This is a genomic window from Brevibacillus sp. IT-7CA2, assembly GCF_949767855.1.
Classification (GTDB): domain Bacteria; phylum Bacillota; class Bacilli; order Brevibacillales; family Brevibacillaceae; genus Brevibacillus.
The window spans coordinates 166,116-191,439 of the sequence record NZ_CATKQT010000052.1 but is presented as its reverse complement, the minus strand read 5'-3'; the positions used below and the strand labels follow the sequence as shown (position 1 = coordinate 191,439).

At 48.6% G+C, this 25,324-nt stretch carries 25 protein-coding genes; 18 read left to right on the top strand and 7 right to left on the bottom strand.

Annotated features, from left to right (window positions below; genetic code table 11):
- Window positions 1-32 precede the first annotated feature (32 nt).
- From ACM6JA_RS26600 to ACM6JA_RS26565, 8 genes are all read left to right on the top strand, one after another.
- Window positions 33-1,058: an asparaginase gene (locus tag ACM6JA_RS26600; protein ID WP_414854793.1), complete on the top strand. Its 1,026-nt coding sequence runs from the start codon at window positions 33-35 to the stop codon at window positions 1,056-1,058.
- Between the two features lie 81 nt (window positions 1,059-1,139).
- Complete coding sequence (locus tag ACM6JA_RS26595) at window positions 1,140-2,810, top strand: peptide ABC transporter substrate-binding protein (protein WP_414854792.1); 1,671 nt, start codon at window positions 1,140-1,142, stop codon at window positions 2,808-2,810.
- A gap of 75 nt (window positions 2,811-2,885) precedes the next feature.
- Window positions 2,886-4,961, top strand: coding sequence for a sigma-54 interaction domain-containing protein (locus ACM6JA_RS26590; RefSeq protein ID WP_414854791.1), 2,076 nt, complete (start codon window positions 2,886-2,888; stop codon window positions 4,959-4,961).
- On the top strand, window positions 4,958-6,391 hold the full coding sequence (gene pepV, locus ACM6JA_RS26585) for a dipeptidase PepV (RefSeq protein WP_414854790.1): 1,434 nt from the start codon (window positions 4,958-4,960) through the stop codon (window positions 6,389-6,391). The genes ACM6JA_RS26590 and pepV overlap by 4 nt, the downstream gene beginning before the upstream one ends.
- A gap of 15 nt (window positions 6,392-6,406) precedes the next feature.
- Entirely contained in the window at window positions 6,407-7,339 is a 933-nt protein-coding gene (locus ACM6JA_RS26580) for an ABC transporter permease (RefSeq protein WP_173618991.1), read from the top strand.
- Window positions 7,340-7,342: 3 nt separating this feature from the next.
- Window positions 7,343-8,284, top strand: a complete 942-nt coding sequence (locus ACM6JA_RS26575) for an ABC transporter permease (protein WP_414854789.1) — start codon at window positions 7,343-7,345, stop codon at window positions 8,282-8,284.
- A gap of 20 nt (window positions 8,285-8,304) precedes the next feature.
- Window positions 8,305-9,327, top strand: a complete 1,023-nt coding sequence (locus ACM6JA_RS26570) for an ABC transporter ATP-binding protein (RefSeq protein ID WP_173618990.1) — start codon at window positions 8,305-8,307, stop codon at window positions 9,325-9,327.
- Window positions 9,324-10,274 carry an ABC transporter ATP-binding protein gene (locus ACM6JA_RS26565; protein WP_414854788.1) on the top strand — a complete coding sequence of 317 codons (951 nt, stop codon included), beginning with the start codon at window positions 9,324-9,326 and terminating at the stop codon, window positions 10,272-10,274. The genes ACM6JA_RS26570 and ACM6JA_RS26565 overlap by 4 nt, the downstream gene beginning before the upstream one ends.
- A gap of 53 nt (window positions 10,275-10,327) precedes the next feature.
- Here the strand turns inward: ACM6JA_RS26565 and ACM6JA_RS26560 are convergent, their stop codons facing one another.
- Window positions 10,328-10,705: a DUF3899 domain-containing protein gene (locus ACM6JA_RS26560; RefSeq protein WP_056497658.1), complete on the bottom strand. Its 378-nt coding sequence runs from the start codon at window positions 10,703-10,705 to the stop codon at window positions 10,328-10,330.
- An 18-nt stretch (window positions 10,706-10,723) separates the two neighbouring features.
- Entirely contained in the window at window positions 10,724-11,593 is an 870-nt protein-coding gene (locus tag ACM6JA_RS26555; protein ID WP_414854787.1) for a LysR family transcriptional regulator, read from the bottom strand.
- Between the two features lie 130 nt (window positions 11,594-11,723).
- Here ACM6JA_RS26555 and ACM6JA_RS26550 point away from each other — a divergent pair, with 130 nt between their 5' ends.
- From ACM6JA_RS26550 to ACM6JA_RS26530, 5 genes are all read left to right on the top strand, one after another.
- Window positions 11,724-12,620, top strand: coding sequence for a PhzF family phenazine biosynthesis protein (locus ACM6JA_RS26550; protein WP_414854786.1), 897 nt, complete (start codon window positions 11,724-11,726; stop codon window positions 12,618-12,620).
- Window positions 12,621-12,912: 292 nt separating this feature from the next.
- A complete protein-coding gene (locus ACM6JA_RS26545) occupies window positions 12,913-13,446 on the top strand; it encodes a TlpA family protein disulfide reductase (RefSeq protein ID WP_414854785.1) in 534 nt (177 codons plus the stop codon).
- Window positions 13,443-15,227: an ABC transporter ATP-binding protein gene (locus ACM6JA_RS26540; RefSeq protein WP_414854784.1), complete on the top strand. Its 1,785-nt coding sequence runs from the start codon at window positions 13,443-13,445 to the stop codon at window positions 15,225-15,227. The genes ACM6JA_RS26545 and ACM6JA_RS26540 overlap by 4 nt, the downstream gene beginning before the upstream one ends.
- A 15-nt stretch (window positions 15,228-15,242) precedes the next feature.
- Window positions 15,243-15,803, top strand: coding sequence for a MauE/DoxX family redox-associated membrane protein (locus tag ACM6JA_RS26535; RefSeq protein ID WP_414854783.1), 561 nt, complete (start codon window positions 15,243-15,245; stop codon window positions 15,801-15,803).
- Entirely contained in the window at window positions 15,800-15,967 is a 168-nt protein-coding gene (locus tag ACM6JA_RS26530; RefSeq protein ID WP_414854782.1) for a hypothetical protein, read from the top strand. Before ACM6JA_RS26535 ends, ACM6JA_RS26530 begins: the two co-directional genes overlap by 4 nt.
- Before the next feature lie 272 nt (window positions 15,968-16,239).
- Here ACM6JA_RS26530 and ACM6JA_RS26525 read toward each other — a convergent pair whose 3' ends face one another.
- The 4 genes from ACM6JA_RS26525 to ACM6JA_RS26510 all read right to left on the bottom strand — a co-directional run bounded on the left by ACM6JA_RS26525 (window position 16,240) and on the right by ACM6JA_RS26510 (window position 19,131).
- Window positions 16,240-16,686: an acetyltransferase gene (locus tag ACM6JA_RS26525; protein ID WP_414854781.1), complete on the bottom strand. Its 447-nt coding sequence runs from the start codon at window positions 16,684-16,686 to the stop codon at window positions 16,240-16,242.
- Between the two features lie 148 nt (window positions 16,687-16,834).
- Complete coding sequence (locus tag ACM6JA_RS26520) at window positions 16,835-17,776, bottom strand: DUF4179 domain-containing protein (RefSeq protein WP_414854780.1); 942 nt, start codon at window positions 17,774-17,776, stop codon at window positions 16,835-16,837.
- Window positions 17,760-18,278, bottom strand: a complete 519-nt coding sequence (locus ACM6JA_RS26515; protein WP_414854779.1) for a sigma-70 family RNA polymerase sigma factor — start codon at window positions 18,276-18,278, stop codon at window positions 17,760-17,762. Before ACM6JA_RS26515 ends, ACM6JA_RS26520 begins: the two co-directional genes overlap by 17 nt.
- A 103-nt stretch (window positions 18,279-18,381) precedes the next feature.
- Window positions 18,382-19,131, bottom strand: a complete 750-nt coding sequence (locus tag ACM6JA_RS26510; protein WP_414854778.1) for a Gmad2 immunoglobulin-like domain-containing protein — start codon at window positions 19,129-19,131, stop codon at window positions 18,382-18,384.
- A 243-nt stretch (window positions 19,132-19,374) separates the two neighbouring features.
- Between ACM6JA_RS26510 and ACM6JA_RS26505 the strand changes: the two genes are divergently transcribed.
- Window positions 19,375-20,481, top strand: coding sequence for a peptidylprolyl isomerase (locus ACM6JA_RS26505; protein ID WP_414854777.1), 1,107 nt, complete (start codon window positions 19,375-19,377; stop codon window positions 20,479-20,481).
- Between the two features lie 79 nt (window positions 20,482-20,560).
- On the opposite strand, the gene ACM6JA_RS26500 is transcribed toward ACM6JA_RS26505, so the two are convergent.
- Window positions 20,561-21,592, bottom strand: a complete 1,032-nt coding sequence (locus ACM6JA_RS26500) for a superoxide dismutase (RefSeq protein ID WP_414854776.1) — start codon at window positions 21,590-21,592, stop codon at window positions 20,561-20,563.
- 170 nt (window positions 21,593-21,762) lie between these two features.
- Here ACM6JA_RS26500 and racE point away from each other — a divergent pair, with 170 nt between their 5' ends.
- From racE to ACM6JA_RS26480, 4 genes are all read left to right on the top strand, one after another.
- On the top strand, window positions 21,763-22,575 hold the full coding sequence (racE, locus tag ACM6JA_RS26495; protein WP_414854775.1) for a glutamate racemase: 813 nt from the start codon (window positions 21,763-21,765) through the stop codon (window positions 22,573-22,575).
- Window positions 22,576-22,671: 96 nt separating this feature from the next.
- A complete protein-coding gene (locus ACM6JA_RS26490) occupies window positions 22,672-23,724 on the top strand; it encodes a GerMN domain-containing protein (RefSeq protein WP_414854774.1) in 1,053 nt (350 codons plus the stop codon).
- 234 nt (window positions 23,725-23,958) lie between these two features.
- Window positions 23,959-24,720 carry a ribonuclease PH gene (rph, locus tag ACM6JA_RS26485; protein WP_017247492.1) on the top strand — a complete coding sequence of 254 codons (762 nt, stop codon included), beginning with the start codon at window positions 23,959-23,961 and terminating at the stop codon, window positions 24,718-24,720.
- Complete coding sequence (locus ACM6JA_RS26480; protein WP_414854773.1) at window positions 24,713-25,306, top strand: XTP/dITP diphosphatase; 594 nt, start codon at window positions 24,713-24,715, stop codon at window positions 25,304-25,306. The genes rph and ACM6JA_RS26480 overlap by 8 nt, the downstream gene beginning before the upstream one ends.
- Window positions 25,307-25,324 lie beyond the last annotated feature (18 nt).

Below are 25,324 nucleotides of genomic sequence, written 5' to 3'. Positions count from 1 at the left end.
TTCTACTATTGAACACTCAAAGGAGACTTGCTATGAACGTCGTTGCCAACGTATACCGGGGAGAACAGGTAGAGAGCTCACATCTCGGACATATCGCAGTCGTTGATTCGCAGGGGACATTGCTCTATTCGTACGGTGATCCCCATCGCCTTACATATGCACGCTCCAGTATGAAGCCGTTGCAGACGATTCCGGTAATCGAGACGGGGACGGCAGATCGGTATGGTCTTGAGCCGGCTGATCTTTCGCTCTGTTGCGCTTCTCATAGTGGAGAGCCACGCCATCGCACGCGGGCGCTCTCTATGCTTGCGCGAGCAGGTCAGCCAGAAGCGGCATTGCAATGCGGGACACATGTGCCACGTCATGAGGAGAGCTACAAACAGCTGATCCGGGAGGGCAAGCCGCTTACACCCGTATTCTCGAATTGCTCCGGTAAGCACTCCGGAATGATTGCCACCGCGACACATATGGGGGAGGACGTGACTACCTATCATTTGCCTACGCATCCAGTGCAACAGCGGATTCTCGAAGTAGTCGAGGACATAACAGGCTACCCCAAAGACAAAATCAACCTCGGGACAGATGGATGTGGGGTTCCCGTCCATCAATTACCACTCGCTCATTATGCGTGGGCATTCGCCAAGCTGGCGAGACCAGAGGTGATCGAGAATTCAGAGCGACGAAAAGCCGTTCAGCGAATTACGGATGCCATGACCGCTCATCCCGAAATGGTCGGAGGCGAGAATCGATATTGCACAGACCTCATGTCAGCCTATGGCGGTCGTATCGTAGGGAAGGCGGGCGCCGAGTCCGTGTATTGCCTGGGTGATAGAGAAACAGGATTGGGCATTGCCATCAAAATCGAGGATGGAGGACCACGGGCGATCAACCCGGTCGTCAATGAAGTGCTTCGTCAACTGGGAATCGGCTTGGACGGTCCTTTGGATACGCTCGCCGAATATACCAACCCGCCCATTACAAACATGAGTGGTAACGTTGTTGGACGGATCGAAACTTCCTTCCGTCTAGCCAAGACAGGTTTTTCTTTACGTGTATAAATGGCATTTCCAGCAGTGCCGTTTATTCATAAAGCAACAAATGCTCATTGTTGTTTAAAAAAGAAAAGGGGGTCACATGCAATGAACATGCGAAAAGGATGGAAGCTGCTTAGTACCGCTGCACTTGTCACTGTTCTTGCCATTACAGGTTGTAGCCAGTCGGCAACGCCGACACAGCCAGCAGGGGGAGGGACAGCAGGTCAATCGTCCACAGATACAGGTGGACAAGCAAATGTCGCTGCAAAACTAAAACTCAACCTGAAGACCGAGCCACCTTCCCTCGATCCGCCAAAGGGCTTTGACAGTACCTCTAACGAAGTGCTGAACGCCACAATGGAAGGCTTGGTTCGATTGGACAAGGATCACAAGCCGCAAGCAGCCATGGCCGAGAAATGGGCAGTGAGTGAGGATGGGAAAACGTATACCTTTACACTGCGCGATAGCAAATGGTCGAATGGTGAACCAGTGACAGCGCAGGACTTCGAATTTGCGTTTAAGCGCATTGTCGATCCGAACAATGCATTCCCGTCTGCTTTCCTCGCCTATTACATCGATGGAGCAGAAGCGTTCAACAAAGGAACAGGAAATGCAGACGGCGTACAGGTAAAAGCCGTAGACGGGAAGACGTTTGAGGTAAAGCTGAAGGCGCCAACAGGTTACTTCCTCCACATCCTGACGCAACCGACCTTCTTCCCGGTGAATAAAAAAGTCGTGGAGAGCAATCCGAAATGGGCGGAAGGCGCTGCAAGCATCGTGACGAATGGACCGTTCAAAATGGAAGATTGGGTCCATGACCAATCAGTGAAGCTCGTGAAAAACGACGGCTACTGGGACCGTGACTCGATCAAATATGCGGGAATCGAGTTTGTCATGGTCAACGACGAAAATACGCAATTCCAAATGTACAAAACAGGTCAGCTCGACATGATCCAGACCGTTCCCAATGATATGAAGAAACAGTTGATTGATTCTGGAGAAGCAAAGGTAGAGACCGAAGCGTCCATCTACTACTACCGGATGAACACTACAATGCCTCCATTCACGAACGCCAACATTCGGAAAGCATTTGCGCTGGCCATCGATCGCAAAACCTTGATCGACAATGTCGTGCAAGGGAAACAAACACCTGCTATGGCTCACGTGCCATTGGGCTTCCCGGAGCCAGACGGAGCGGATTTCCGTACAAAGGGCGGGGATTTCTTCAAGGATAACGATGTAGAGCAAGCAAAAGCACTGCTGAAAAAAGGGATGGAAGAGGAAGGCTGGACAACCCTCCCGCCTGTCACCATGACGTATAACACCAGTGATGCGCACAAGGCCATCGCGCAAGTTTTGCAGGAAATGTACAAGAAAAATCTCGGGGTAGATGTGAAGCTGGAAAACAAAGAGTGGAAAGTATTCTTGGCTGAACAGCGTGCCCGCAGTCTTCAATTCTCCCGCTCGACGATCCCTGCGGACTACGGAGACCCGGTCAATTACCTTGAGCTGTTCGTGACTGACCATCCTGGAAACCGTGTCAACTACAGCAACAAAGAGTATGACGCACTGGTCGAGAAGATTCGCAACACTGCCGACGAACCAGAGCGCTTCAAGCTCATGCATGACGCCGAGAAAATTTTCATGGATGATATGCCGCTCGTACCTATCTATTTCGGGACAAAAGTGTTTATGGAGCAACCAAACATAAAAGGCATCATTCGCCATCCAGTCGGCACGATTGACTACAAATGGGTAGAAATCGGCAATAAATAATAAGTAAAATAAGCGAAGACAAGAGCGAATATTCGAAACGTTCTTGTCTTCACTTTACATCTTGGAGCGGCTGATATGGACAAAAAATCGATCATATTTATTGCAAGAATGGATGAGTTTCTACAGTCCGTCGTTAGTCAATATCATGAATTGGGAATCGGCGATGATATCCATGTCGAGGCGATGCGAGTCGACCAGCTTCCGCTACGCCCGATCACGCCTGGTGCCCTCGTCATTGTATCTACCAAAAGCATCGTCCCACTTGTACAACCGTATGTGCCGAAAGAATCCAGCATCATCATTGCCAAGCGAATGCTACCGTACCATAATTTGCGCGGCATGCTGGAAATCCCGAAAGGCGTGAAAGTACTTCTCGTCAGTGACACCAAGGAGACTGCTGAAGAAAATGTGGAATTGCTGCGTGCCTCAGGGATGGATTTTGAACTGTATCCTTATTATCCAGGTGCTGACTATCCCCCTGACATCGAGATTGCGGTAACGCCAGGAGAGGCAGAGCATGTCCCGACGCATATTCGCAAAGTTGTCGATATTGGGTATCGGATCATCGATTTATCTACGTGGCTTGCCATCTACTCTCATTTTAAATACGGCAATTTTCAAAAGGTGACCGCACGCGCCATGCAATCGTTGGTCGATATCACCAAAGAGCTGAACAACGAGATTCAGCATGCGCATCTGTTGAGCAAATATTTGGAGGCCATCGTCAATCGGATTGAGGACGCGGTGATTGCCATGGATGAAAAAGAAAACATCCGTTTTGTCAATCAGAAAGCAATCGATACGTTGCAGATGGAAGGGAATGAAGTCGTCGGTGAGCGGGCGTCCAATTGCTTGCCTGCGAATTTTTATCAGTTGATCCGGCAGTGTGAAGAGAACAAGGATGTTTTGGTAGATTGGGCGAACAAAACCTATTTTTTCCGCAAAATGCACATCGTCATGGAAGGCAGCTTTCTCGGGAGTCTGCTCTTGTTTCGCCAGGCCGCAGAAATTGAAAAGCTGGAGCATGATTATCGCATGCGCCTTTACAGCAAAGGATTGGTAGCCAAATACCAATTTGATGATTTCTATGGGGAGAGTGCGCCTGTACAAAATGTCATTCAGATTGCCCGAAAAATCGCAAGAAGCAACTCCACCGTGCTGTTGCTGGGAGAAACAGGGACAGGGAAGGAATTGCTCGCCCAGGCTATCCACAATGCTTCGCCACGTCGAAGAGAGCCGTTTGTTGGGGTCAACTTCGCTGCCATATCGGAATCTCTTTTGGAAAGCGAGCTGTTCGGCTATGAAGAAGGAGCTTTTACCGGTGCGCGTAAAGGTGGGCATATCGGCTGGTTTGAATTGGCCCACAAAGGAACTATATTTCTTGATGAGATCGGAGATGCCAGCGTTGCTATTCAAAACCGATTGCTGCGTGTATTACAAGAACGCCAAATTATGCGCGTAGGCGGCAGCAAGATCATCCCGACAGATATTCGCGTCATCGCAGCAACGAATCAAGATTTGCAGCGGATGATTACGGAAGGTGCCTTCCGTGCTGATTTGTATTATCGACTGAATATCTTGCCGATTCATTTGCCGCCGCTACGAAACAGACGGGAGGATATCCCATGGTTAGCTCATCAATTTATGAAGAAATACTCCTATGATTTGCGCCGCCCACCGTTTACGTTGACCAATGAAGCCATGCGGGCGCTCCATGAGTACGATTGGCCTGGAAATATTCGCGAGCTCGAAAATGTGATCGAGTATTTAGCACACGTCGTAGAGGATGAAGCGTATCCGTATCATTTGCCGTTTCTGCGGGAAATACCGGAAGCGCCGTTGCCTATAGATGGTCTGAACAACGAATGTGAAAGCATCGTTACTGAATATAAAAAACGAGGATTTCTGGATGAAATCACAGCTATTTTGCAGGAGCTGGGGCAAGGAAGCGGTGGACGCTATACGCTACTTGCGCAGTTGCAAGAAAGAGGTCACTCGGTTACGTTGCAACAGCTGCGCTATCGCCTGAAGCTTATGCAGCAGGATGAGCTGATTCAAGTGGGAAAAGGAAGACAAGGGAGTCAGATTTCCTCGAAAGGTGAATCGTTTCTTGCCTATCTACATCGGATGAAAGCAGGGGAACGCATATGAGCGATTACTGGAGACAGCTAGCGCTTCTGCAAAGAGAGCAGTACCTGGATGATTTGAAATCCTTTCTTTCCATTAACAGTATCGAAGACATGACGACGGCAAAAGAAGGAAAGCCATTTGGCGAAGGTGTTGCCGCGGCGCTTGAAGCAATGCTCGCACGCGGTGAGCTGGATGGCTTCCAGACCAAAAACCTGGCTGGTTACGCAGGGACAATCGAGCTCGGCGACGGGGAAGAAGAGATCGGTGTGCTCGTTCATATCGATGTTGTTACTGTGGGAGAAGGTTGGACGACCCCGCCTTTTGAACCGAGCATTCGCGACGGTCGCATCTATGCGCGGGGAGCGATTGACGACAAAGGCCCAGCGATGGCTGCTTACTATGCGTTGAAGCTGGTCAAGGATTCAGGCTTGCCACTGACCAAACACGTGCGAATGATCATCGGAACAGATGAAGAGAGCGGATGGTTATGCATGAAGCATTTTGCCGAGCATGATCGCATCCCGCCGATTGGCTTTTCACCTGATTCCTCCTTCCCGATGACACATGCCGAAAAGGGACAAATCAACCCGACATTGACGATTCCAGCGAAGGGACCAATCGAACGAAATGGAGCATGGCAGCTAGCGTCATTTGTCTCCGGTGATCAAGGCAACAGTGTTCCCGAAAAAGCAGTCGCTCTTGTACGACTGGACTCCCTGGCACGGCAGGAGGTCGTCCTTTCTCGATTGGCGGAAGAGTGGGAAATGTTTCTGAATGAAAACCACACAACTGGTCGTATGGAACTGGTAGGGCTGGGACAGTTGCAATTCAAGCTCGCAGGAAAGCCGGCTCATGGGATGGCACCATTCCAAGGCGTGAATGCAGGAACCTTGTTGGCTACTTTTTTGCGATTGTATCCGTTTGGTGGCTCCTGTTCGTCCTTTCTTACGATGTTGGCTGATGTCCTGCATGAAGATTATTTTGCTCACCATCTACATATGGCTTGCGAGGATGAAGTGTCAGGCAAGCTGACGGTCAACGCTGGGATTTTGCGTTACGATTCCAGCGAAGGGGGGACAGTTCGGCTCAATATACGCTATCCGGCGACTGTCTCCTGTGAGGAATACGTTGAGAAATTGAAGCAAAGGACTACAGAGCTGGGCTGGACGATTTCCGCTTTACGGACATCCAAGTCGCATTATGTACCCAAAGATCATCCTGTGATCCAAACCTTGTCGCGCGTGTACGAGGAGCACACGGGAGAACCAGCGACCCTTCTTTCCTCAGGAGGAGCTACCTACGCCAAAATCATGCCGTATGGTGTTGCTTTCGGCCCGCTCTTTCCAGGCAAGGAATCAATGGCCCATCTGACTGATGAATATGCCGAGATTGACGACCTGCTTCGTGCCATGGCGATATACGCGCATGCCATTTACGAGCTGGCTAAGTAAACGAGGAGGACTTCCATGTCAAACTATCTGGTAAAACGTATTTTGATGATGTTCGTCACCCTGTGGATTATCGTGACGCTGACGTTTGCCTTGATGCATGCCATTCCAGGGAATCCGTTTGCCTCCGAATCGGATCAGCTGCCAGAGCAAATTCTCAATAATTTACGCGCCAAATACAACTTGGACGAGCCGTTGCCTGTTCAATATGTTTTGTATCTGAAAAATCTGTTAATGCTCGACTTGGGCCCATCCATCAAATCAGACTCGCGTGGAGTCAATGACATGATTTCCGATGGCTTTGCTGCATCTGCCTGGCTGGGTGTGCAAGCGATCGGGATCGCACTCCTTTTCGGAATATCATTGGGTATCATCGCAGCGCTCAATCGCAACAAATGGCTGGACTACGTTGCCATGGCGCTTGCCGTATTGGGGGTAGCGATCCCGAGCTTCATTATGGCACCGCTTCTGATCAATTTTTTCGCGATCAAGCTGCCGCTCTTTCCCGTTGCGACATGGGGTACCTGGATGCATACGATACTTCCGTCACTGGCGCTCGCCTTTGGTCCGGTTGCGGTCATTACCCGCTACATGCGTGCCAGTATGATTGAAGTCATGAACCAGAACTACATTCGAACAGCAGAGGCAAAGGGGATTCCCATGTTTATCATCGTCGTCAGACATGGCATTCGCAATGCGATTCTGCCTGTTGTCACCTTTCTCGGACCTTTGATTGCCAGTTTGATAACAGGGACCTTTGTCGTGGAGAAAATCTTTGCGATTCCCGGCATTGGCAAGTATTTCGTAGACGGCATATTCAACCGTGACTATCCGGTCATTTTGGGTACGACTATTTTTTACAGTGCGATTCTGATTTTTACCATTTTCCTGATTGATATCGCATACACCCTGATTGACCCGCGGATCAAGCTGACCAACAAGGAGAGATAAACTGTGGCGATAGAGCACAAAGTGGACCCGTTATTTCGCCCGTTGGCGAAAAATACGCAGGCGAATGTCATTGCACGACCCAGTCTCAGCAATGGGCAGCAGGTCATTCGGAAGCTTTTGAAAAACAAGCTGGCTATGCTCGGCCTTTTCATTATTCTCGCTTTGGTTGGCATGGCGATCATTGGACCGAACCTCGTACCGTATAGTTATTCCGACCAGAGCTTGCTGACCAAAAATCAGGAAATCTCCGCAGAGCATTGGTTCGGTACGGATGAGCTGGGACGAGACATGTTTGCCCGTACATGGTATGGGGCGAGGATTTCTTTGACGATTGGCATTGTCGCGGCAGTAATCGACCTGGTCATCGGAGTGACAGTCGGGGGAATTGCAGGCTATATGGCAGGACGAGGCAAACGAGGGGATCGCATCGATACGATCATCATGCGCATTATCGAGGTTTTGTATGGGCTGCCGTATTTGCTGGTCGTCATTTTGCTCATGGTTGTGATGGAGCCAGGAATGCTGACGATTATTATTGCTCTGTCTGCTACTGGTTGGGTCGGCATGGCGCGGTTGGTGCGCGGACAAATCCTGCAATTGAAAAATCAAGAGTTCATTCTGGCTGCCCAAGTACTGGGAGCGAAGTTTTCACGAATTTTGCTAAAGCATCTGATTCCCAACACATTTGGCGTCATTATCGTCAATTTGACCTTTACGATTCCATCGGCAATTTTTGCGGAATCTTTTCTCAGCTTTCTTGGACTTGGTGTACAAGCGCCCGTCGCCAGTTGGGGGACGATGACAAACGATGGCTTGGGCGTTATTTTGACGGGTGATTGGTGGCGACTGTTTTTCCCAGCATTGATGATCTCGCTGACGATGTTCGCCTTCAACGTATTCGGCGACGGTTTGCAGGATGCGCTTGATCCGCGTCTACGCGATTAGAGACGACAGGGGGAATAAGGATGAATCAGCATTTGCTGACGATCGATAACTTGCGGGTGAATTTCAAGACGTATGGTGGCGAGGTACAAGCCGTGCGGGGCGTGTCCTTTTACGTGGACAAGGGGGAGACAGTTGCCATCGTTGGCGAGAGTGGATGTGGAAAGAGTGTTACGGCTCAAGCGATTATGGGATTGATCCCCAATCCACCTGGAAAAATCGTCGGGGGAAAGGTTGTATTTGAAGGAGCCCAAATCAGTCATCTGCCCAAGAAAGAACTACTGGGTATTCGCGGAACGCAGATCGGTATGGTGTTTCAAGACCCGATGACAGCGCTCAATCCGACGATGAAGGTAGGGACACAAATCGTAGAGGGGTTCGTTCGCAGTCACCAAGTATCAAAAGAGGAAGCACGAAAGAGAGCGATAGAGATGCTTTCACTCGTAGGAATTCCCGATCCGGAAAAGCGAATTGATCAGTACCCGCACCAATTCAGCGGAGGAATGCGTCAGCGTGTGGTCATTGCGATTGCTCTTGCTTGCCAACCCAAGTTGGTGATTGCTGATGAGCCGACGACAGCACTGGATGTGACGATTCAGGCGCAAATTTTGGATTTGCTCAGGCGACTGCAAGAGGAACAGGAGTTATCGGTCGTGATTATTACGCATGATTTGGGAGTCGTAGCCGAGATCGCTCATCGCATGGTTGTCATGTATGCGGGGATGGTAGTTGAGACAGGCACGGTTGAGGACGTTTTTGCGAATCCTCGTCACCCGTATACATGGGGACTGATGCGCTCCCTCCCTCGTCTGGATGAAGGCGAAAAGCAACGGCTGATTCCCATCGAAGGCAGCCCTCCAGATTTGTTCAATCCGCCAGTCGGCTGTCCATTTGCTGCCCGCTGTGATTTTGCGATGGAGATATGCGAACAGCAGATGCCCGTGACGAGCGAATTCGGGCGTGGACATCAGGCAGCTTGCTGGCTCCACGATCCACGGGCACCGCGAATAGAGGAGCTGGTGGCAGCAGGGAGGCAGGGAGTATGACAGAAGCGTTGCTTGATGTTCGCGATTTGAAGAAGTATTTTTCGTTTGGAACGGGATTTGATTTGAAAGCAGTCGATGGTGTTTCGTTTACAATCAACAAAGGGGAGACATTCGGTCTGGTCGGCGAAAGTGGCTGCGGGAAGTCTACGCTAGGTCGGACCATCATTCGCCTGTATGACCATACAGATGGCGAAGTGTTGTACAAAGGGAAGAATGTTCATCAGCTTCGGGGAAAAGAAGCGGGGCAGTTCAATCGGGATGCCCAGATGATTTTCCAGGACCCGCAAGCAAGTCTGAACCCGCGTATGACCGTGGAGGATATCATTGCAGAGGGCTTGGACATCCACCATTTGAATCGAGGAATGAGACGAGAGCGTGTGGCGGAACTGCTCCATCTAGTTGGCTTGCATAAGGATCATGCGCAGCGTTTTCCGCATGAATTCAGTGGGGGACAACGACAACGGATCGGAATCGCGCGTGCGTTGGCAGTGGAGCCGGAATTTATCATTGCCGACGAGCCGATTTCCGCACTCGACGTCTCGATTCAAGCGCAAGTCGTCAATTTAATGGAGGATTTGCAGCATGATCGCGGATTGACCTATTTGTTCATCGCGCATGATCTGTCCATGGTCAAACATATTTCCAACCGGATTGGCGTCATGTATTTGGGAAAAATGGTTGAGCTTGCATCGAGCTATGAGCTGTACGCTCGTCCGTTGCACCCCTATACACAGGCTTTGCTCTCTTCTGTGCCAGTGCCTGACCCGACGGTGAAGCGAGAGCGTATCGTTTTGCAGGGAGATTTGCCGAGTCCAGCCAACAAGCCGAGTGGTTGCGGTTTTCGTACACGCTGCCCACTTGTACAACCTCGTTGTGCGGAAGAAGTGCCGAGGTGGCAGGAGGCGCAACCTGGGCATTGGGTGGCTTGTCATTTGATAGAGTTGTAAGTATGGAAGAAGGGCTGTTCCCCCAATCGGAGGGACAGCCCTTTCTTGTGCAATTATAAATAGTAGAAACAGGTCAGAACAATTGAGAAGACAATCAGTCCAGTGCCTGATGTGAGAAAAAGCGAGGTTCCGATTCGCACGAAGGACTCCTTCTTTTCCTCGAAAGCAGGGTCGTTAGCTTGAACGATGTCACTGTCCATCATGCGCGGCTTGCGAAAGAACATCCCTTTTAGCTGTTTGAATCCACGCAGAAAAATAGTGAAAAATCCAGATCGTGTAACGACGGCAATACTCCCAACGATCAACAGGAAAAGACCGATTAAAAAGCTCTGGTTAATCAATGGCACCAACGTACCAGCTTGAATGGTAATTCCTAAAATCACACTGCTAATCACGGAGAGAGCAAGTAGTAGAATGAGCCATTTTTTCAACGAAGAAGCACGTCCTTTTTATAGTGTGGGTGCAATGCACTCTGCTTCCCGCAAAAAAGCTTGAACGGCAGGTGGGGCTTCACGAAGCGAGCGTACAGCCAAGCCGATTTGCCGAGAGAGAGGCGGCGTGATTTCTATGACAGCGACATCGGGTAATTGCGTTGGTAGAGTCAGTGACGGAACGACTGTCACCCCAACACCGCTTTCTACCATGGCCAGTATCGTTGTATTGTCGGCGATTTCATAGGAAACATTCGGCGTAAGTCCAGCCTTGGCAAACTCCGCGCCAATCAACAAGTGGCAACCCGCCATGGGCATAAGAAACGATTCGCGGGCTAATTGCTCCAAGGTAAGAGAGCGCTCTTTTGCCAGAGGATGATTGGCTGGAACGACAGCATGCAGGGCGTCTGTCGTTAGTAGGATTCCCTCTAGCTCGTCATCGGGCCACACATGAAAACCGACATCGACAACCCCTGAGCGAACCCATTCTTTTATTTCTTGATAGCTTCCTTCATATAGCTTTGTTTGCATATACGGATAGTGACTCTGCATCGCCTTTAGTAATTTTGGCAGGAGCTCGGCGGTTACGCTGGGAAAAGAAGCAATCCGGAGCGTTGCCTCCAAATGCTCGCTTGATTCGGCAGCCACCTGTTTAATCAGCGAGACGTTTTCCAAGATGGTCCGGGCAGAGGCGACAATTTTTTCCCCAGCTGTGGTCAGCTTAACACCGCTGCGATTTCGAATGAACAAGGAAATGCCAAGTTCCTTCTCCAGTGCGCCGATGGTATGACTCACTCCCGACTGGCTCAATCCGATTTGTTCTCCCGCTCGCGTGAAATTGCCAGCGTTCGTGACAGCCACAAGGACTTCCATTTGAAACAAAGTCATGGAGCTCCTCCTCCTTTCATGAAGTTTTTATCATGGTTGGTATGCGAAAGCTTCATTTTACAGCGCGGTTGCATCACTTTAAGATGAAAAGCAAGAGAAGCATTCGTTTAAAAAAAGGAGAGAAACAACCATGAATCATGTGAGCGTATACCATGTGGACGCCTTTACGAGAGAGCCGTTTGCAGGCAATCCCGCAGGTGTCATCCCGGAAGCAGGTACTTTGACTTTACAACAAATGCAGAAAATTGCCAATGAGTTGAATCTTCCTGAGTCTGCCTTTTTGATGCCGTCCGACCATCCAGAAGCCGATTTTCGTATTCGCTACTTTTCTCCTTCGGTTGAGATCGATTTCTGCGGCCATGCGACAGTCGGTTCTGCTTGGCTATTGGCAACAGAGCGCGGATGGTTGGAAAAGGGTAGCCGTATCGTGTTTGAGACAAACGTCGGGTTGATTCCTGTTCAATTGGTGATGGAGGATGGTCAGTTACAGCGAGTGGAAATGACCCAAATCAAGCCTTCTGTGAAGGAGACCGATTTAGACAGAGAAGAGGTTGCGAGACTGGTAGGCCTAACACCGGCTGATCTGGATGATCGCTATCCGATGAAGCTCGCTTCCACTGGCAATAGGCATCTACTCGTTCCAGTCCGCACCCGTCAGGCAATCGATGCAGCGCAGCCATTGTTCTCGTCGCTAGCAGAAATGAACAGGGAACACGGCATCACAACCACCCATTTGTTTACGTGGGATGCGCCTGAAGGCTATGACTTGTATACAAGGGATTTCGCGCCTGCGATCGGGATTGCGGAAGATCCCGTAACCGGGGCTGCAAACGGGGCACTTGCTGGCTACCTAGCATTGGAAGAAAGGCTGCCTGCTGGGAAAGTGACTCAGCTTGTCGTAGGGCAAGGACATGCGATTGGTCGACCAGGAAAGCTGTATGTAACCGTTGATCGATCTGGAGAGGAGCCTGTTATTCGTGTAGCTGGTGAGGCGCATTTGACGATTGCGGGGCAAATGAGGTTTTAAATTACAATAGATAGAAGGAAGACGTTCTTTAATAAGGACGTCTTTTCTATTTTGATATGGGTCAACACAATCAAGACAGAAATAGAGATTATGTATGCAAAAAAGAGTTAAACCTCAAGCGAGCAGTAAAATACTTGTTTGGGGTTTCTTTTTCCCACCAAAATCTTTTCTACCAACAAACTCATTTAAAACATAAAACAATGACAAAACTAGAATATTATGGTATTTTCTCTGTAAAAATATGTTACGCCTCTCGTATTATCTCGAGTCGCACGAAAGGGGATCGATAGATTTGCTCATAGCTATAAACCTGATCTTTCTACTTATCTTTGCCTTCATACTGGCAAAACTTCTCACCCTATTAAAACAAACCCAGAGACAGGTCCATCACTTCCACCCTTTCATCCCAGAAACAGGACCAGCAATCGGCACCAAACTACAATCGCTACCTTTCCTTACACTAAACGGTCTAGAGCAACAACTAAACCATCTGCCCCGCCCACTGATCGTAAACTTCACCCATACAGGTTGCGGGCACTGTGCCAATCATGTGCATGAACTATTGTCCGAGGGAAGGGTACTCACAGATGCTTCCGTTATCATCTCAACAGAATCCGAGCACATATCCACTTCCCAATGGCTGCGAGAAAACAACATATCCGGCATCCCTGTCTTGATCGGCAACGAACCCATGCTGGAAGCATACAAGATCAATCATTTCCCAAGCGTTTTCGTAATCGACGAACAGGACGTCATTCGTGCCAAACCAATAACCGCTGTGGAAACCAAAAAGAAGCTCCTGGCGCTAGCAGGTGAACCAGTATGATTCGCTCCTATTTTACAAAAACAGTTCGATTGATTTGGGCACATGGCAAGCTATGGCTCATTTGTTCCATTGCTCTCAGAATCATCCTGGCATTTTCCCCGTTGGCTACGATCTGGATCATGAAAGAAATGGTGAACGAGGTTACAGCTATTGCGCTAGATCAGACGGATGATTACCAGCCATTGCTTTGGCTGCTTGCGGGATTGTTTTCCGTGACACTGGTGACCAATGCGTTGGAAACGGTCTTGCGTATTCTCGATGCCCATACGGAGCAACGACTGGAATATCATTTGGAGCATATGGTAGCAAAGAAAGCAGCATCTGTTCCGCTCTCTTATTTCGATGATCCGGAATTTTACAATCATCATCACCGCATCCGGGCAGAGGCGATGGGGGAACGATTTCTGGACCCTGTGGAAAGGGTATTGGATCTCGGTAAAAATCTGATTACTCTGATTTCCTACGCGGTATTTTTGCTTAGCATTCACTGGGGATTAGCTGTGATGAGCTTGCTGGCCGTGATCCCGCTGTTAATTGTCCAAATCAAATTTGGTATGTCGGAATACTTTCTCGCAAGGCTACAGACGCCAGAGATTCGCGAAGCCTCTTACATCAGCTCGATTCTGAATGAGCGCGACAGCTCAAAAGAGGTCCGACTGTTTCAGCTAAAGGACTTTTTGCTAGGCAGATGGTCTCGCCTGTATTTGAAAAATATGAAAGAGGTACTTCGTCTGCTCCATCGCAGGGAAAAAGCACTGATTCTCTCAGGGATTTTTACCTCCTCGATGTATATTGGCTGCTTGGGATTGGTCGTATCGCTGCTTCGTGCGAGCGCCCTGAAGGTAGGGGATTTTGTAGCCATTGCACAAGCGGTACAGAATACACAGCAGCTACTTTCGCTCATGACCTTTAACCTCGCACATATCGTCAACAGATGCTTGTACATTGCGGATCTGTTTGACTTTCTGGAATACGAGAATAAGACGATTCCGCAGCTCACTGGTAAAGCGGAGTTTCCCACCAAGCTGCAATCTGGTATTACGTTTGATCGGGTTTCGTTTTGCTATCCCAAAATGGAGCGCAATGTGATTAATGAAGTTTCCTTTATGATTAAGCCTGGGGAGCGTATTGCAATTGTCGGCGATAATGGCTCTGGAAAAACGACGCTCGTCAAATGCTTGATGGGACTTTATCCGATCCATTCTGGAAATATTCTGTTCGACAATCAGTCGATTCATGAGCTCGATATTTCCGACCTGCAACGAAATATCACGGTCATTTTCCAAGACTTCATACGGTACAATTTCACAGCTGGAGAGAACATCACCATTGGGAGAGTGACGCAGGAAGTCAATCCCGCGCAGATGAGGCAAGTAGCGGTTGAAACCGGTGCAGATACCTTTATTCGTAAACTCCCTAGTGGATACGATACGATTTTGGGGCGGACGCTACAGGATGGCGAAGACTTGTCAGGCGGACAGTGGCAGAAGATCGCGTTGGCTCGGGCTTTGTATAGAAGAGGAGAGATTTTTATTCTGGACGAGCCTACGGCGGCACTTGATCCGCAAGCAGAGCTGGAAGTATTTCAGCAGTTTGATGCCCTCACACAAAACAAGACGGCGATTTTTATTTCCCATCGGATGGCTGCGGCACGAATGGCGGATCGGATTTTTGTCATGAAGCAAGGTCAGCTGATCGAAGTAGGGCATCATGATGAGCTAATGGATGCAAACGGAGAATATTCGCGTATGTACCGCATGCAGGCGAAATGGTTTGCGTAACGAAGGAGGGGTGTTATGGAGGAGCTTGGTTTACTGTTTCGGTTGATTCTCGCATTTTTATTTCTCAGCACGTTTGTCTCAAAAATAAGCGATATTAGCACGCATTTGTCCATTGTGCGAGCCTATCAGATCATACCCTACTCGTGGTCAAAAAGCTTTACGTATCTGGATCTGGGGTTGCAAGCCATCGTAGCGATTTCCTTGCTGCTCGGTCTTTTTACAATGCTGGGACTGTTCCTGGCGATTTTGTTGCTAGGGGCGTACACACTTGCGATCAGTATCAATCTAGCAAGAGGTAGAAAGAAGATTTCATGCGGATGCGGCGGAATGGCGGGAAACCATTTTTTATCGTGGAAGCTTGTTTTGCGTAACCTCGTATTCATCAGTCTGGCCGTCTATGTGGGGCAATGGAGCGGAGGCTGGGCGAGTGTTGACCATTATTTATTGTCCGGCAGTTTCGAAGTCGCCAACGGGGTATTCGCTATCTTCTTTTCGAGTGTGTGCATCTCACTGCTCATGGCTATTAGCGGAGAAATCAGTACGTTCAAACATATTTTGCGAAAAAGGCAGGGATGAATATGTCTACAGGCTGGATGATTGGGTTCGGGGTATTATTGTTGACGGTCATCGCAATTTTGGTCGTCCTGTTTCAAGTATTAAAGGTGGTCGGAACGTTCATTAATAAAATGGAAGCAGCAGAAGCGAATAGTAGAAAAAGCGATGAAAATATGAATTCTTGAAATTTCAGAAAACGCTTTCAATTTCCATATAAATATTGTATTATATTCCTATAAATACATTTTATGGAAAGTTAGAGGTGATATGCATGTTCAAAAAATTACTCCAAAAGCTTGGAGCAAGTGCGTTTGCAGGATGCCAAAAAGGATGCGTAAGAAATGGCCCTTTGTGTGAATGCCCTTGGTAGTTTGCAAGACAAATAAGTAGAGCAAGACTGTCTCGCAAGTAGGGAATTCTACTACAGGAGACAGTCTTTTTTTTGAAAAATCGAAAATTAACGTTGTAAATCTAAATGAAGCAAAGGAAAAGGTCTTCCCGAACCATCTAGTTCAGATCGTCCTGTTTGCACAAACCCATACCGCTTGTAGAAAGCGTGAGCGCCTTCGTTTTGCTCGTTGACATCTACTTTCAAATGAGGGCCATACTTGCGTTCCGCATGTTCGAGTAATCTGCTACCAATCCCTTTTCCGTGGTATTCTGGATCAACGAACAGCATTTCGATTTTCGTTCCATCAAGGCCAATAAAGCCTACAGGCTCTTTCTTTTCGTTTAGTTCCATCCATACTTCAACGGCAGATAGTGCTTCATTTTTTACCATGTTTTTATAAAACTCAATATCTTCTTGCGTCAAAAAATGGTGAGTACGGCAAACAGCACGATACCAAATATCTACCAATTGATCACGATAGCTGGCTTCATAAACAACAGTTTTGGTATTCATCATGAAACCTCCCGATTCAAACTAATAAACAGAGAAGAGCGCTCTTGAGAGCTTATTATATAGAGTCACTAGGAATTTTCCTATCATGTTCACAGCTTTTCTATCCTCCCAGAATAATCTGACGATTGATAGAAGGGGGAGGGGAACCCTACCTCGCCACAATCCCTCCAGGCACCTCCAAATACCCTCTCTGCTCCACAAATAACGGCTCTACAACCCCAAACTCATCCTTTAACTGCTTCCTCTTCTCCTGAGCCTCAGCTTCTGTCCGATAATACCCGGCTTCGACAAAGTATCCACCTTGCTTGTCCTTCAAAACCCGCATATTGTCCGCGACCAAAAGAGATTCCTCCATAGCCCCGAGCGTCTCTCCATACGGTACGGAAGCAGTGCGCACTGAGTACACAGGCTGTTGCTTTTCTGGCGACACTTCTTTTGGCGAAATCGTAATCACAACCTGTGCCGGTTCCTTATACTCTTTCACCTCATAAGCAATCGCTTCCTTAAAGGTCACATTAAACCGCACGAGAGAATCGTCCAATGAAATGATCTCGTAGGCATCTTCGATATACGGACTTTGCTTCAATGTCTCGAAATCTTTGACAGCCGAAAATCTTCTTGCACCACCAACAGCAAACGTCATCGTATTCGGATATTCAGTAAAACTCACGTGGAAGGAGCTGGCGTTCTGCTGTACCTCATTATCCTGGGTAAAGTTCAAGATGATGTTTTCCTGATCTCCTTGCTTCTGTACCGTAATGAAGCTAACATCTACGGCATCCTGAGGAGTACCGCCGCCCGCACTGCCTTTATTGAATTGCAATATTTTCACTAGCTTGCCCAGACCGGGTACGTTTTCCAAAGCACTTGCAAAAGCGGGCATCGTGTTCACGCTGACTGTAAAAAGAACAAAGACTGCCGCTGCGCTTACGCCAGCGTGCTTCATCCAACGCGTTCTTGCTTTCGCACGTTTTCGATGAAGTTTCCCACGTTCGATGGCTTGCTCGGTGACTGCCGCCAACTCTTCGGGAATTTCAATATCGTGATAGGCATGTTTATAATCGTCCAGCTTTTTATCCAAGAGATTCACGCTCCCCAATGTTCACTTTCAATTTCTCCAGTCCGCGGTAAATGATCGACTTTACGGAACTGAGGGGTATGTCTAGCACATCGGCAATGTCCTTGATGGGCATGTCTTCGAAATATCTCAGCATAATGACCGTTCGGGATTTTTCATCGAGTTGGTCCAAGGCATCATGCAGGTCGATGACATCTTCCCGCGGTTTCTGCTCGTAGCTGCCTTCATGCTCTTTATCCATATAAACGACTTTTTTTGCTTTGCGTATGTGATCCAAGGCGCAATTGACGGCGATTTTGGTCAGCCATGTTTGAAAGTATTGCGGCTGCTTCAATTTGTGTATGGAGATAAAAGCGCGGTAGACAGTTTCCTGCACGATTTCCAGAGCGTCTTCCTTATTTCGTACATAAGTAAAAGCCATTCGATATATTTTTTCTCTACTCTCTTGGATCAGAAGCGTAAAGCTGTCTTCATCACCGGAAATGGCTCTTTGCGCCAGTTCAGTTTGATTCACGATGCTGCATACCCTCCTTACTGAATACGTTAGGTTCTTCCGTTCTTCTAGAAAATAATCCCGCAGCGCTAGACACACTGCGGGAGCGTAGTTCCTTCTTTCCTTACTTCAATGGAAGAACCATTTTATTTTTCATTTCGCCGCTTTCTAGATCGATCTCAAACAGTTCGAGGGTGCTTGGCTTATTTTTAGACAGATTGCTCAGCGGAATGACAATCTCCTGAGAGAATTCCCCCCATTCCGGTCCGCCTTTCGATGCTGTTCCAAAGCCTTTGGAAACTACTTGTTCACCTTGCTTCACGGCATATTGATAGGTGCCTTCGAAAACGCTAGCTTCGCCGGATACGGTATACACGACAGACGGTGCCGCAAGCTTCAGGTTACGAAATACGTTGGTGTTTTTTACTTGATCGGAGCTATCTAATGGGATGGAAAGCTTGTTGATGACCGAGCCGTTCTCTTGGTTGATTTCAAACATCTCGAGCATCAATGGCTCGTTTCCGATCAGCTCACTTGTTGGAATCTTAATCGTTTGCGCAAAAGTTCCCCATTCCGGACCACCTTTTGAAGCTGTGCCGAACCCTTTTGCCAAGACGTGCTTCCCTTGCTTGACTGCGTATTGGTACGTTCCTTCAAAAACACTTACTTCTCCTTTTAAGGTGTACAGGAGAGCAGGCTCCGCTAGTTTGATATTCCGGAACATAGTTTGCATGGCAGCTTCGTTTGCTTTTGTTTCTTGCTGCGTGGTTACTGGGGTAGCAGCTTGGTTAGCCCAAGTAGTGCCGAGAGCTCCAGCAAAAACAGAGCAAGTCAATATAGAAGCAGCAAATACAGTGATCGTTTTTTTATTCATGGTGTGTCTCTCCCTTATATGGCATATGGCTGTAATGATTGATTGTTTTTTGTTGTAGCTTCATGAAGTTTACATGGGTTAGACGGGGGAGGAACGCAAAAAGACGCAAGAGATTTTATGGGAAAAAATGAAATTTTCTTGCTTTATTTAGCAGAATTTTTAAAATATTTCAGACGTCGATTCACAGATTGAGCTATACTGTTTTTATGGAACAATCTTCTAATTTAGTGGGGGCGGAAAAAAATGAAAAAACTCGTTTCTCTGGCAGTCGTTGCAAGTATTGCGATCCCGTTACTGAGTCCGACCTTTGTCCAACATGCTGCTGCAAACGCTATTCATGATTATCGTAACGAAGTTCAGGTCAACCAGTTCCGCCCGCATGGGGGAGATAAGCAGGAAGTGAATGATTTCATAGCGTCCTTGGTGAAGCAACGATCCAATCCTGCTGAGGTAGCAAAGCTGGTAGCAGATGACTCCTTGACGAATTTTGCGATGAAAACCTATATGGAAGGATTGGCGCAATACAAAAACATTCAGGTGATCGAAGCAAAAGTAGACAAGCTGTACACCGTCACGAAGGAGGACGCTTACAATAACTACCGCGCGATTGTGAAATTCAAATACGTCGGGTATACCGCAGATAACAAGGCTATTGAAAAAACGGATTATCTCGGCTTGGCCAGACTCGGGACAGACCCGGTGAACTGGAAGGTGTGGGGCGTCATTTGGCAGGACTCTGGCATCGATGTGTCAGATGTGAAGCTGTTTCAATTGGAGAAGCCACGCAAAGGCGAAGAAATATGTGTGATCACGACTGATTCAGGTGTGATCAAGCTGAGACTGTTCCCGAACAAAGCACCAAAAGCGGTGGAAAACTTTAAGACACTGGCGAAAAATGGGCAGTACAACAATATGATTTTTCACCGTGTGATCAACGATTTCATGATTCAGGCGGGAGATTTGAAAGGGCCGGATGGCAAGGAGCTGCCGAGTATATACGGCGAGTCGTTTGAGGACGAGTTTAGCCGGGATCTGTTCAACTTCAGAGGAGCGCTCAGTATGGGGAATGCTGGACCTAATACGAACAGCACCCATTTCTACATTGTACAAAGCCCCAAGGTGGATCAGGAGTATCTCGATTTGTCGGCGCTGCCGTTGAATGCAGAAGCGAAGTATAAGGAAATTGGCGGACGAGCTTATCTCGACAATCGCCACACTGTTTTTGGTCATGTATTTGCCGGGATGGAAGTGGTAGACAAGATCGCTGCCCAGAAAACAGATGAGAATGCGAAGCCCATCCAAAATCCGATCAAGGTGCAAAAGATCGAATTTGTCCCGTATAACGAGTAAGTTTTGCCAGCAAAAACCCCCCTCTCATTCCTGTCATTTGGGATGACGAGGGGGTTTGTCAATGAAGAGGAGATACAAGTCAATATGGCTCCCAGCGCAGTTTTCGTGCTTTTTCGAATCGCTCTTCCACATAGGGCCAGTTGACGATATTCCACCAGTTCTCTACATACTTGTCTCGCTGGTTTTGATACGCCAGGAAATAGGCATGCTCCCATACGTCAAGAGCCAGTAGCGGAATCACATCCCATTGTGACAAGTTCTGGTGCTTTTCGGCTGTAAGAATCTCCAGATGATGTGCTCGCGGGGACCAAACGAGGATCGCCCACCCAGGACCTTCTACCTTTTCTGCCGCCTGACTAAATTGTCTCTTAAAGGCGTCATACGAACCGAAATACCGATTGATTGCCGCTGCGAGATCACCAGATGGAGTGCCACCTCCATTTGGACTCATGGATGGCCAAAAGATAGTATGCAAGTAATGACCGGCCCCATTAAAGGCTAGCTCGCGTTCCCAATGGCGTATGAGATCGAAGTTGCCACTTTCTCGCGCCTCTGCTAGCTTCCGTTCTGCTGTATTGAGATCGTCTACATACTTTTGATGCAGTTTGATGTGATGGATTTGCATGGTAGCTTCATCGATGTATGGCTCCAAAGCGTTGTAGGCATAAGGGAGCGGGGGGAGGGTATGTCGGCCGACAGCCACGGGGCGTGCCGCACGGACTGGCTCGCGTGCACCGGGATAGGAAACGGGTTCTGGCACTACAGGCACCTGTACTTCTTCCGCCACCGCTGGCTGTACATCCATTGATTCCTGAACAGGCTCCCTCGCTTCTCCTTCCAGATCCTCATCTTCACTCAACTGAGCCAGTCGTAAAAAGTGATGGAATTGCTCCTGCACCTGTTCTGCGCGAGTGATGAGAGCAGGGAGTTCTTCGCTTTCTTGTGATGAACCAAGCTTGGATGCTTGCCTTCCGATCAATGTAAATGATTCTTCGAATTTGTGCAGATGCCGTTCGAGTTCTCGGTTGAGGGTCTTATGTCTTCGCAAATGCTCGATCCATTGTCGGCCCCATTGGCTCCAGTCCAGCAAATTCTTGGCTTCTTCTACCAAAAGATTCTCCTCCTCGTGGGCACATCATCTCTCCCCACATTATGAAAGGCGCCTAGAGAAGGTGCGACATTTGCGGAGTACAAGAAATTTCATCTCGGCATATGGTAGTAGCACAAATGTTTGAGTGGTATGCTGTACTATATTCATTTCAACAGGGGAGACACATTAGCATGAGTAGAGAACGAGCGATTGCCGTTATTGATTCAGGAGTGGGAGGATTAACTGTTGCGAAGGAAGTCATGCGTCAGCTACCCGAAGAACGGATTGTTTATGTAGGCGATAATGCCCGTTGTCCGTATGGCTCCAAATCGCCGGAAGAGATTCGTACCTACAGCTTTCAAATGATCGATTATGTGATGCGTACACCGTTAAAAGCATTGGTGATCGCCTGTAATACTGCGACTGCCGTCGTGCTGGAGGAAGCGATGGAGGATTTGCCGCTGCCCGTCATTGGGGTGATTGAACCAGGCGCACGTGCGGCTGTTCAAGTGACGAAAAACGGAAGGGTCGGTGTCATCGGGACGGAAACGACCATACGTACCAAGGCGTATGAGCGTGCGCTTTTACGGATTCAACCGGATCTGTACGTCGCAGGCATGGCTTGTCCCGCATTTGTGCCACTGGTGGAGAGCCACATGGCGAACTCGGAGGAAGCAAGAAGAGTCGTAAAAGAAACGCTCTCCCCGTTCTTGCACGAAGATTTGGATACATTAATTTTGGGCTGTACACACTATCCGTTGCTAGCACCAGTCATTTCGGAAGTGATGGGAGATCGAGTACGCTTGATTAACTCCGCAGAAGAGACAGCGCGAGAATTGTCCTTGCAAATTGCGACGGACGCCGAAAGTAAGCAAATAGAGCGCCCGGAACATCTATTTGTGACGAGTGGGGACGCCCGCAAATTCCGGACCATTGCAGAAGAATGGCTGGATTGCAAAGTTAACGTCCAGCACAACTCATTGGAAAAATCCGTCCAGCCCTGATGGAAGACCTTGTCTGTCGAGACAAACTTTCAACGCATAAACCCAAGCCTAGCTCGTATACATGGTAGTACAAAGTGTCTGGAGGAGGCTGGGGAAATGAAGATAAGGCACATCGGGAAAATGACGGCCGTGCTGGGGGTTAGCGCAGTGCTTTTGTCGGGCTGCGGTCTCTTTGGCCCGGAAAAGGAAACGATTAGTATTGATGCACCGCCACAGTCAGAGGTATCAGTGGATTTGCCAAACGGCACGACGTCCCCGGATGCTGCAAAAGAAGGTGCACAACCGGTCGTTCAGGAGACTGGAGAGAGAATGGTGTACTTGCAGGATGCTAACGGATATATCGTTCCTGTCTCGATGACTCTTCCGAAATCAGAAGGTCCTGCCAAACAAGTATTGAGCTACATGGTAAAAGGCGGTCCGGTAGAGAGCATGCTCCAGGGTGGCTTCTCCGCTGTCTTGCCGAAAGGGACAGAAGTAAAAGGACTTGTCATCAAAAATGGCGTAGCCACTGTCGATTTTTCCAAAGACTTCAAAACGTACGAGGAGAAAGACGAGAAGAAAATTGTCGATGCAGTCACCCGGGCGTTGACGGAGTTTAGCAGCGTCAAGACTGTGCAAATTTGGGTGAATGGAACGCCGTTGACGGAAATGCCAGCAGCCAAAACACCCATTACGCTATTAGACCGGAATCAAGGAGTCAATCTCGAACTGGGCGATGGGGCGGTACCAGGAGATACCTCCAGCGTAACGGTTTATTTCCAAGGACAGCTGGATGATACACGTACGTATTATGTCCCAGTCACTCGCCTGGTTCCTGAAACGGCTGACATCGCCAAGGCAACTGTTGAAGAGTTGATCAAAGGACCGAAACAAGGATCTCAGCTCTTTAGTTCCTTGCTGCGTACGACACGTGTTCTGAATGTGAAGCAAGAAAAAGATTTGGTGACGGTCAATTTGAGCAGTGACATCCTCAAGTATGACGATGGCAAGGAAGCGAGCCCAGAAGCCCTGCAATCGCTCGTCTTGTCATTGACAGAAACGACAGGAGCCAAGCAAGTGCAGCTGCTGGTGGAAGGAAAACCGCTAGCTAGTGGCGAGTTCACCAAGCCAGTTAGCCGCCCGGTTCAACTCAATCCCATACAGATGTAATGAACAAAAACCACGCCCGTATTAACGAGCGTGGTTTTTGTACGCCAATTGTTTTGCTCCCAGCGATGCTGCTGGCAGCCACTTCGACCGCAAGAAATTTATTATGATGGAGGAAGTGACAAGAATATTTGCAATTAACGTAAATAAGGAAGAGGCGTTTGTGCAGTGGCAGATCGTTTCCCGCCTCTGGTATAATGAGCGGAGTGTAACAAAGCGATTTAGGAGGAACTTGGAATGAGAGTGGATGGCCGTGCCCATGATCAATTGCGCCCTGTAACGATTACGCGCAATTACATTAAACACGCAGAAGGATCGTGCCTGATTGAAGTCGGAGACACAAAGGTGATTTGTACGGCGACTTTGGAGGACCGGGTACCGCCTTTTATGCGTGGTGGCGGGAAGGGCTGGATCACAGCCGAGTATTCCATGCTTCCCCGAGCAACAGCGACCCGCAACGCGCGTGAGTCGTCCAAAGGAAAAGTCGGTGGACGCACAATGGAGATTCAGCGTCTGATCGGACGTGCTCTGCGCTCCGTCGTGAACCTTGAAGCAATGGGTGAACGCACTATTTGGCTGGATTGCGATGTCATTCAGGCAGACGGAGGTACACGGACAGCTTCGATTACTGGAGCCTTCGTGGCAATGGTAGACGCAATGCAAAAGCTGGTGGATAGTGGCACCTGGAAACAGCTGCCGCTCAACGACTTCCTGGCAGCGACCTCAGTAGGGGTAGTCGGCGAGGAAGCCGTGCTCGATCTCAACTACAAAGAAGATTCTACAGCGATTGTCGACATGAATGTCGTCATGACGGGAAAAGGAAAGTTTGTCGAGCTGCAAGGAACAGGGGAGGATGCCCCGTTTTCTCCTGAACAGCTACAAGAAATGATTGCCCTTGCAAAAGTCGGCATTGACAACTTGATTAACAGTCAAAAAGAGGCGCTCGCTGATGTTTCGCTCTCTTTTGCACAATCAGTAGCGGAGGAAAGTCATGCCTAATCGAAAAAAAGTTGTTCTCGCAACACGTAACCAAGGAAAAGTGAAAGAATTCAACAGGCTGTTCGCAGAGGCAGGCTGGGAAGGAATTAGCCTCGCTGAATTTGACGGTGTGCCTGAGGTAGTAGAAGACAAGGACACCTTCGAAGGAAACGCGCTGAAAAAAGCAATTGAAATCTCTACATACTTGAATATGCCAGCCCTCGGTGACGATTCAGGTCTGGAAGTAGATGCGCTGGAAGGACGTCCTGGAGTTTACTCCGCACGCTTCGCTGGGGAAGATGCAACAGACGAGCAGAATTGGCGTAAATTGTTGAAAGAGCTGGAAGAAGTGTCGACACAGGAACGCACAGCTCGCTTCCGTTGTACGTTGGCGTTGGTGATTCCAGGCGAAGAGCCAATCATTTCCACTGGCGCTTGTGAGGGTGTGATTGCGCGTGAGCCAAAAGGGACAAACGGCTTTGGATATGATCCGGTATTCTACATCCCATCGATGGACAAAATGATGGCCGAACTCATGCCAGAAGAAAAGAACCAGATCAGCCACCGCGCTCGTGCCATGCAGCAACTGCTTGAAATCATCAAGTAGACAAGAGAGAAAACAGGA

Coding starts and splice junctions, on each gene's coding strand:
- ACM6JA_RS26580 (WP_173618991.1), top strand. CDS start 6,407: ATGTCAAACTATCTGGTAAAACGTATTTTGATGATGTTCGTCACCCTG.
- ACM6JA_RS26565 (WP_414854788.1), top strand. CDS start 9,324: ATGACAGAAGCGTTGCTTGATGTTCGCGATTTGAAGAAGTATTTTTCG.
- ACM6JA_RS26600 (WP_414854793.1), top strand. CDS start 33: ATGAACGTCGTTGCCAACGTATACCGGGGAGAACAGGTAGAGAGCTCA.
- ACM6JA_RS26555 (WP_414854787.1), bottom strand. CDS start 11,593: ATGACTTTGTTTCAAATGGAAGTCCTTGTGGCTGTCACGAACGCTGGC.
- ACM6JA_RS26540 (WP_414854784.1), top strand. CDS start 13,443: ATGATTCGCTCCTATTTTACAAAAACAGTTCGATTGATTTGGGCACAT.
- racE (WP_414854775.1), top strand. CDS start 21,763: ATGAGTAGAGAACGAGCGATTGCCGTTATTGATTCAGGAGTGGGAGGA.
- ACM6JA_RS26590 (WP_414854791.1), top strand. CDS start 2,886: ATGGACAAAAAATCGATCATATTTATTGCAAGAATGGATGAGTTTCTA.
- ACM6JA_RS26535 (WP_414854783.1), top strand. CDS start 15,243: ATGGAGGAGCTTGGTTTACTGTTTCGGTTGATTCTCGCATTTTTATTT.
- pepV (WP_414854790.1), top strand. CDS start 4,958: ATGAGCGATTACTGGAGACAGCTAGCGCTTCTGCAAAGAGAGCAGTAC.
- ACM6JA_RS26510 (WP_414854778.1), bottom strand. CDS start 19,131: ATGAATAAAAAAACGATCACTGTATTTGCTGCTTCTATATTGACTTGC.
- ACM6JA_RS26525 (WP_414854781.1), bottom strand. CDS start 16,686: ATGAATACCAAAACTGTTGTTTATGAAGCCAGCTATCGTGATCAATTG.
- ACM6JA_RS26505 (WP_414854777.1), top strand. CDS start 19,375: ATGAAAAAACTCGTTTCTCTGGCAGTCGTTGCAAGTATTGCGATCCCG.
- ACM6JA_RS26550 (WP_414854786.1), top strand. CDS start 11,724: ATGAATCATGTGAGCGTATACCATGTGGACGCCTTTACGAGAGAGCCG.
- rph (WP_017247492.1), top strand. CDS start 23,959: ATGAGAGTGGATGGCCGTGCCCATGATCAATTGCGCCCTGTAACGATT.
- ACM6JA_RS26570 (WP_173618990.1), top strand. CDS start 8,305: ATGAATCAGCATTTGCTGACGATCGATAACTTGCGGGTGAATTTCAAG.
- ACM6JA_RS26480 (WP_414854773.1), top strand. CDS start 24,713: ATGCCTAATCGAAAAAAAGTTGTTCTCGCAACACGTAACCAAGGAAAA.
- ACM6JA_RS26530 (WP_414854782.1), top strand. CDS start 15,800: ATGAATATGTCTACAGGCTGGATGATTGGGTTCGGGGTATTATTGTTG.
- ACM6JA_RS26490 (WP_414854774.1), top strand. CDS start 22,672: ATGAAGATAAGGCACATCGGGAAAATGACGGCCGTGCTGGGGGTTAGC.
- ACM6JA_RS26595 (WP_414854792.1), top strand. CDS start 1,140: ATGAACATGCGAAAAGGATGGAAGCTGCTTAGTACCGCTGCACTTGTC.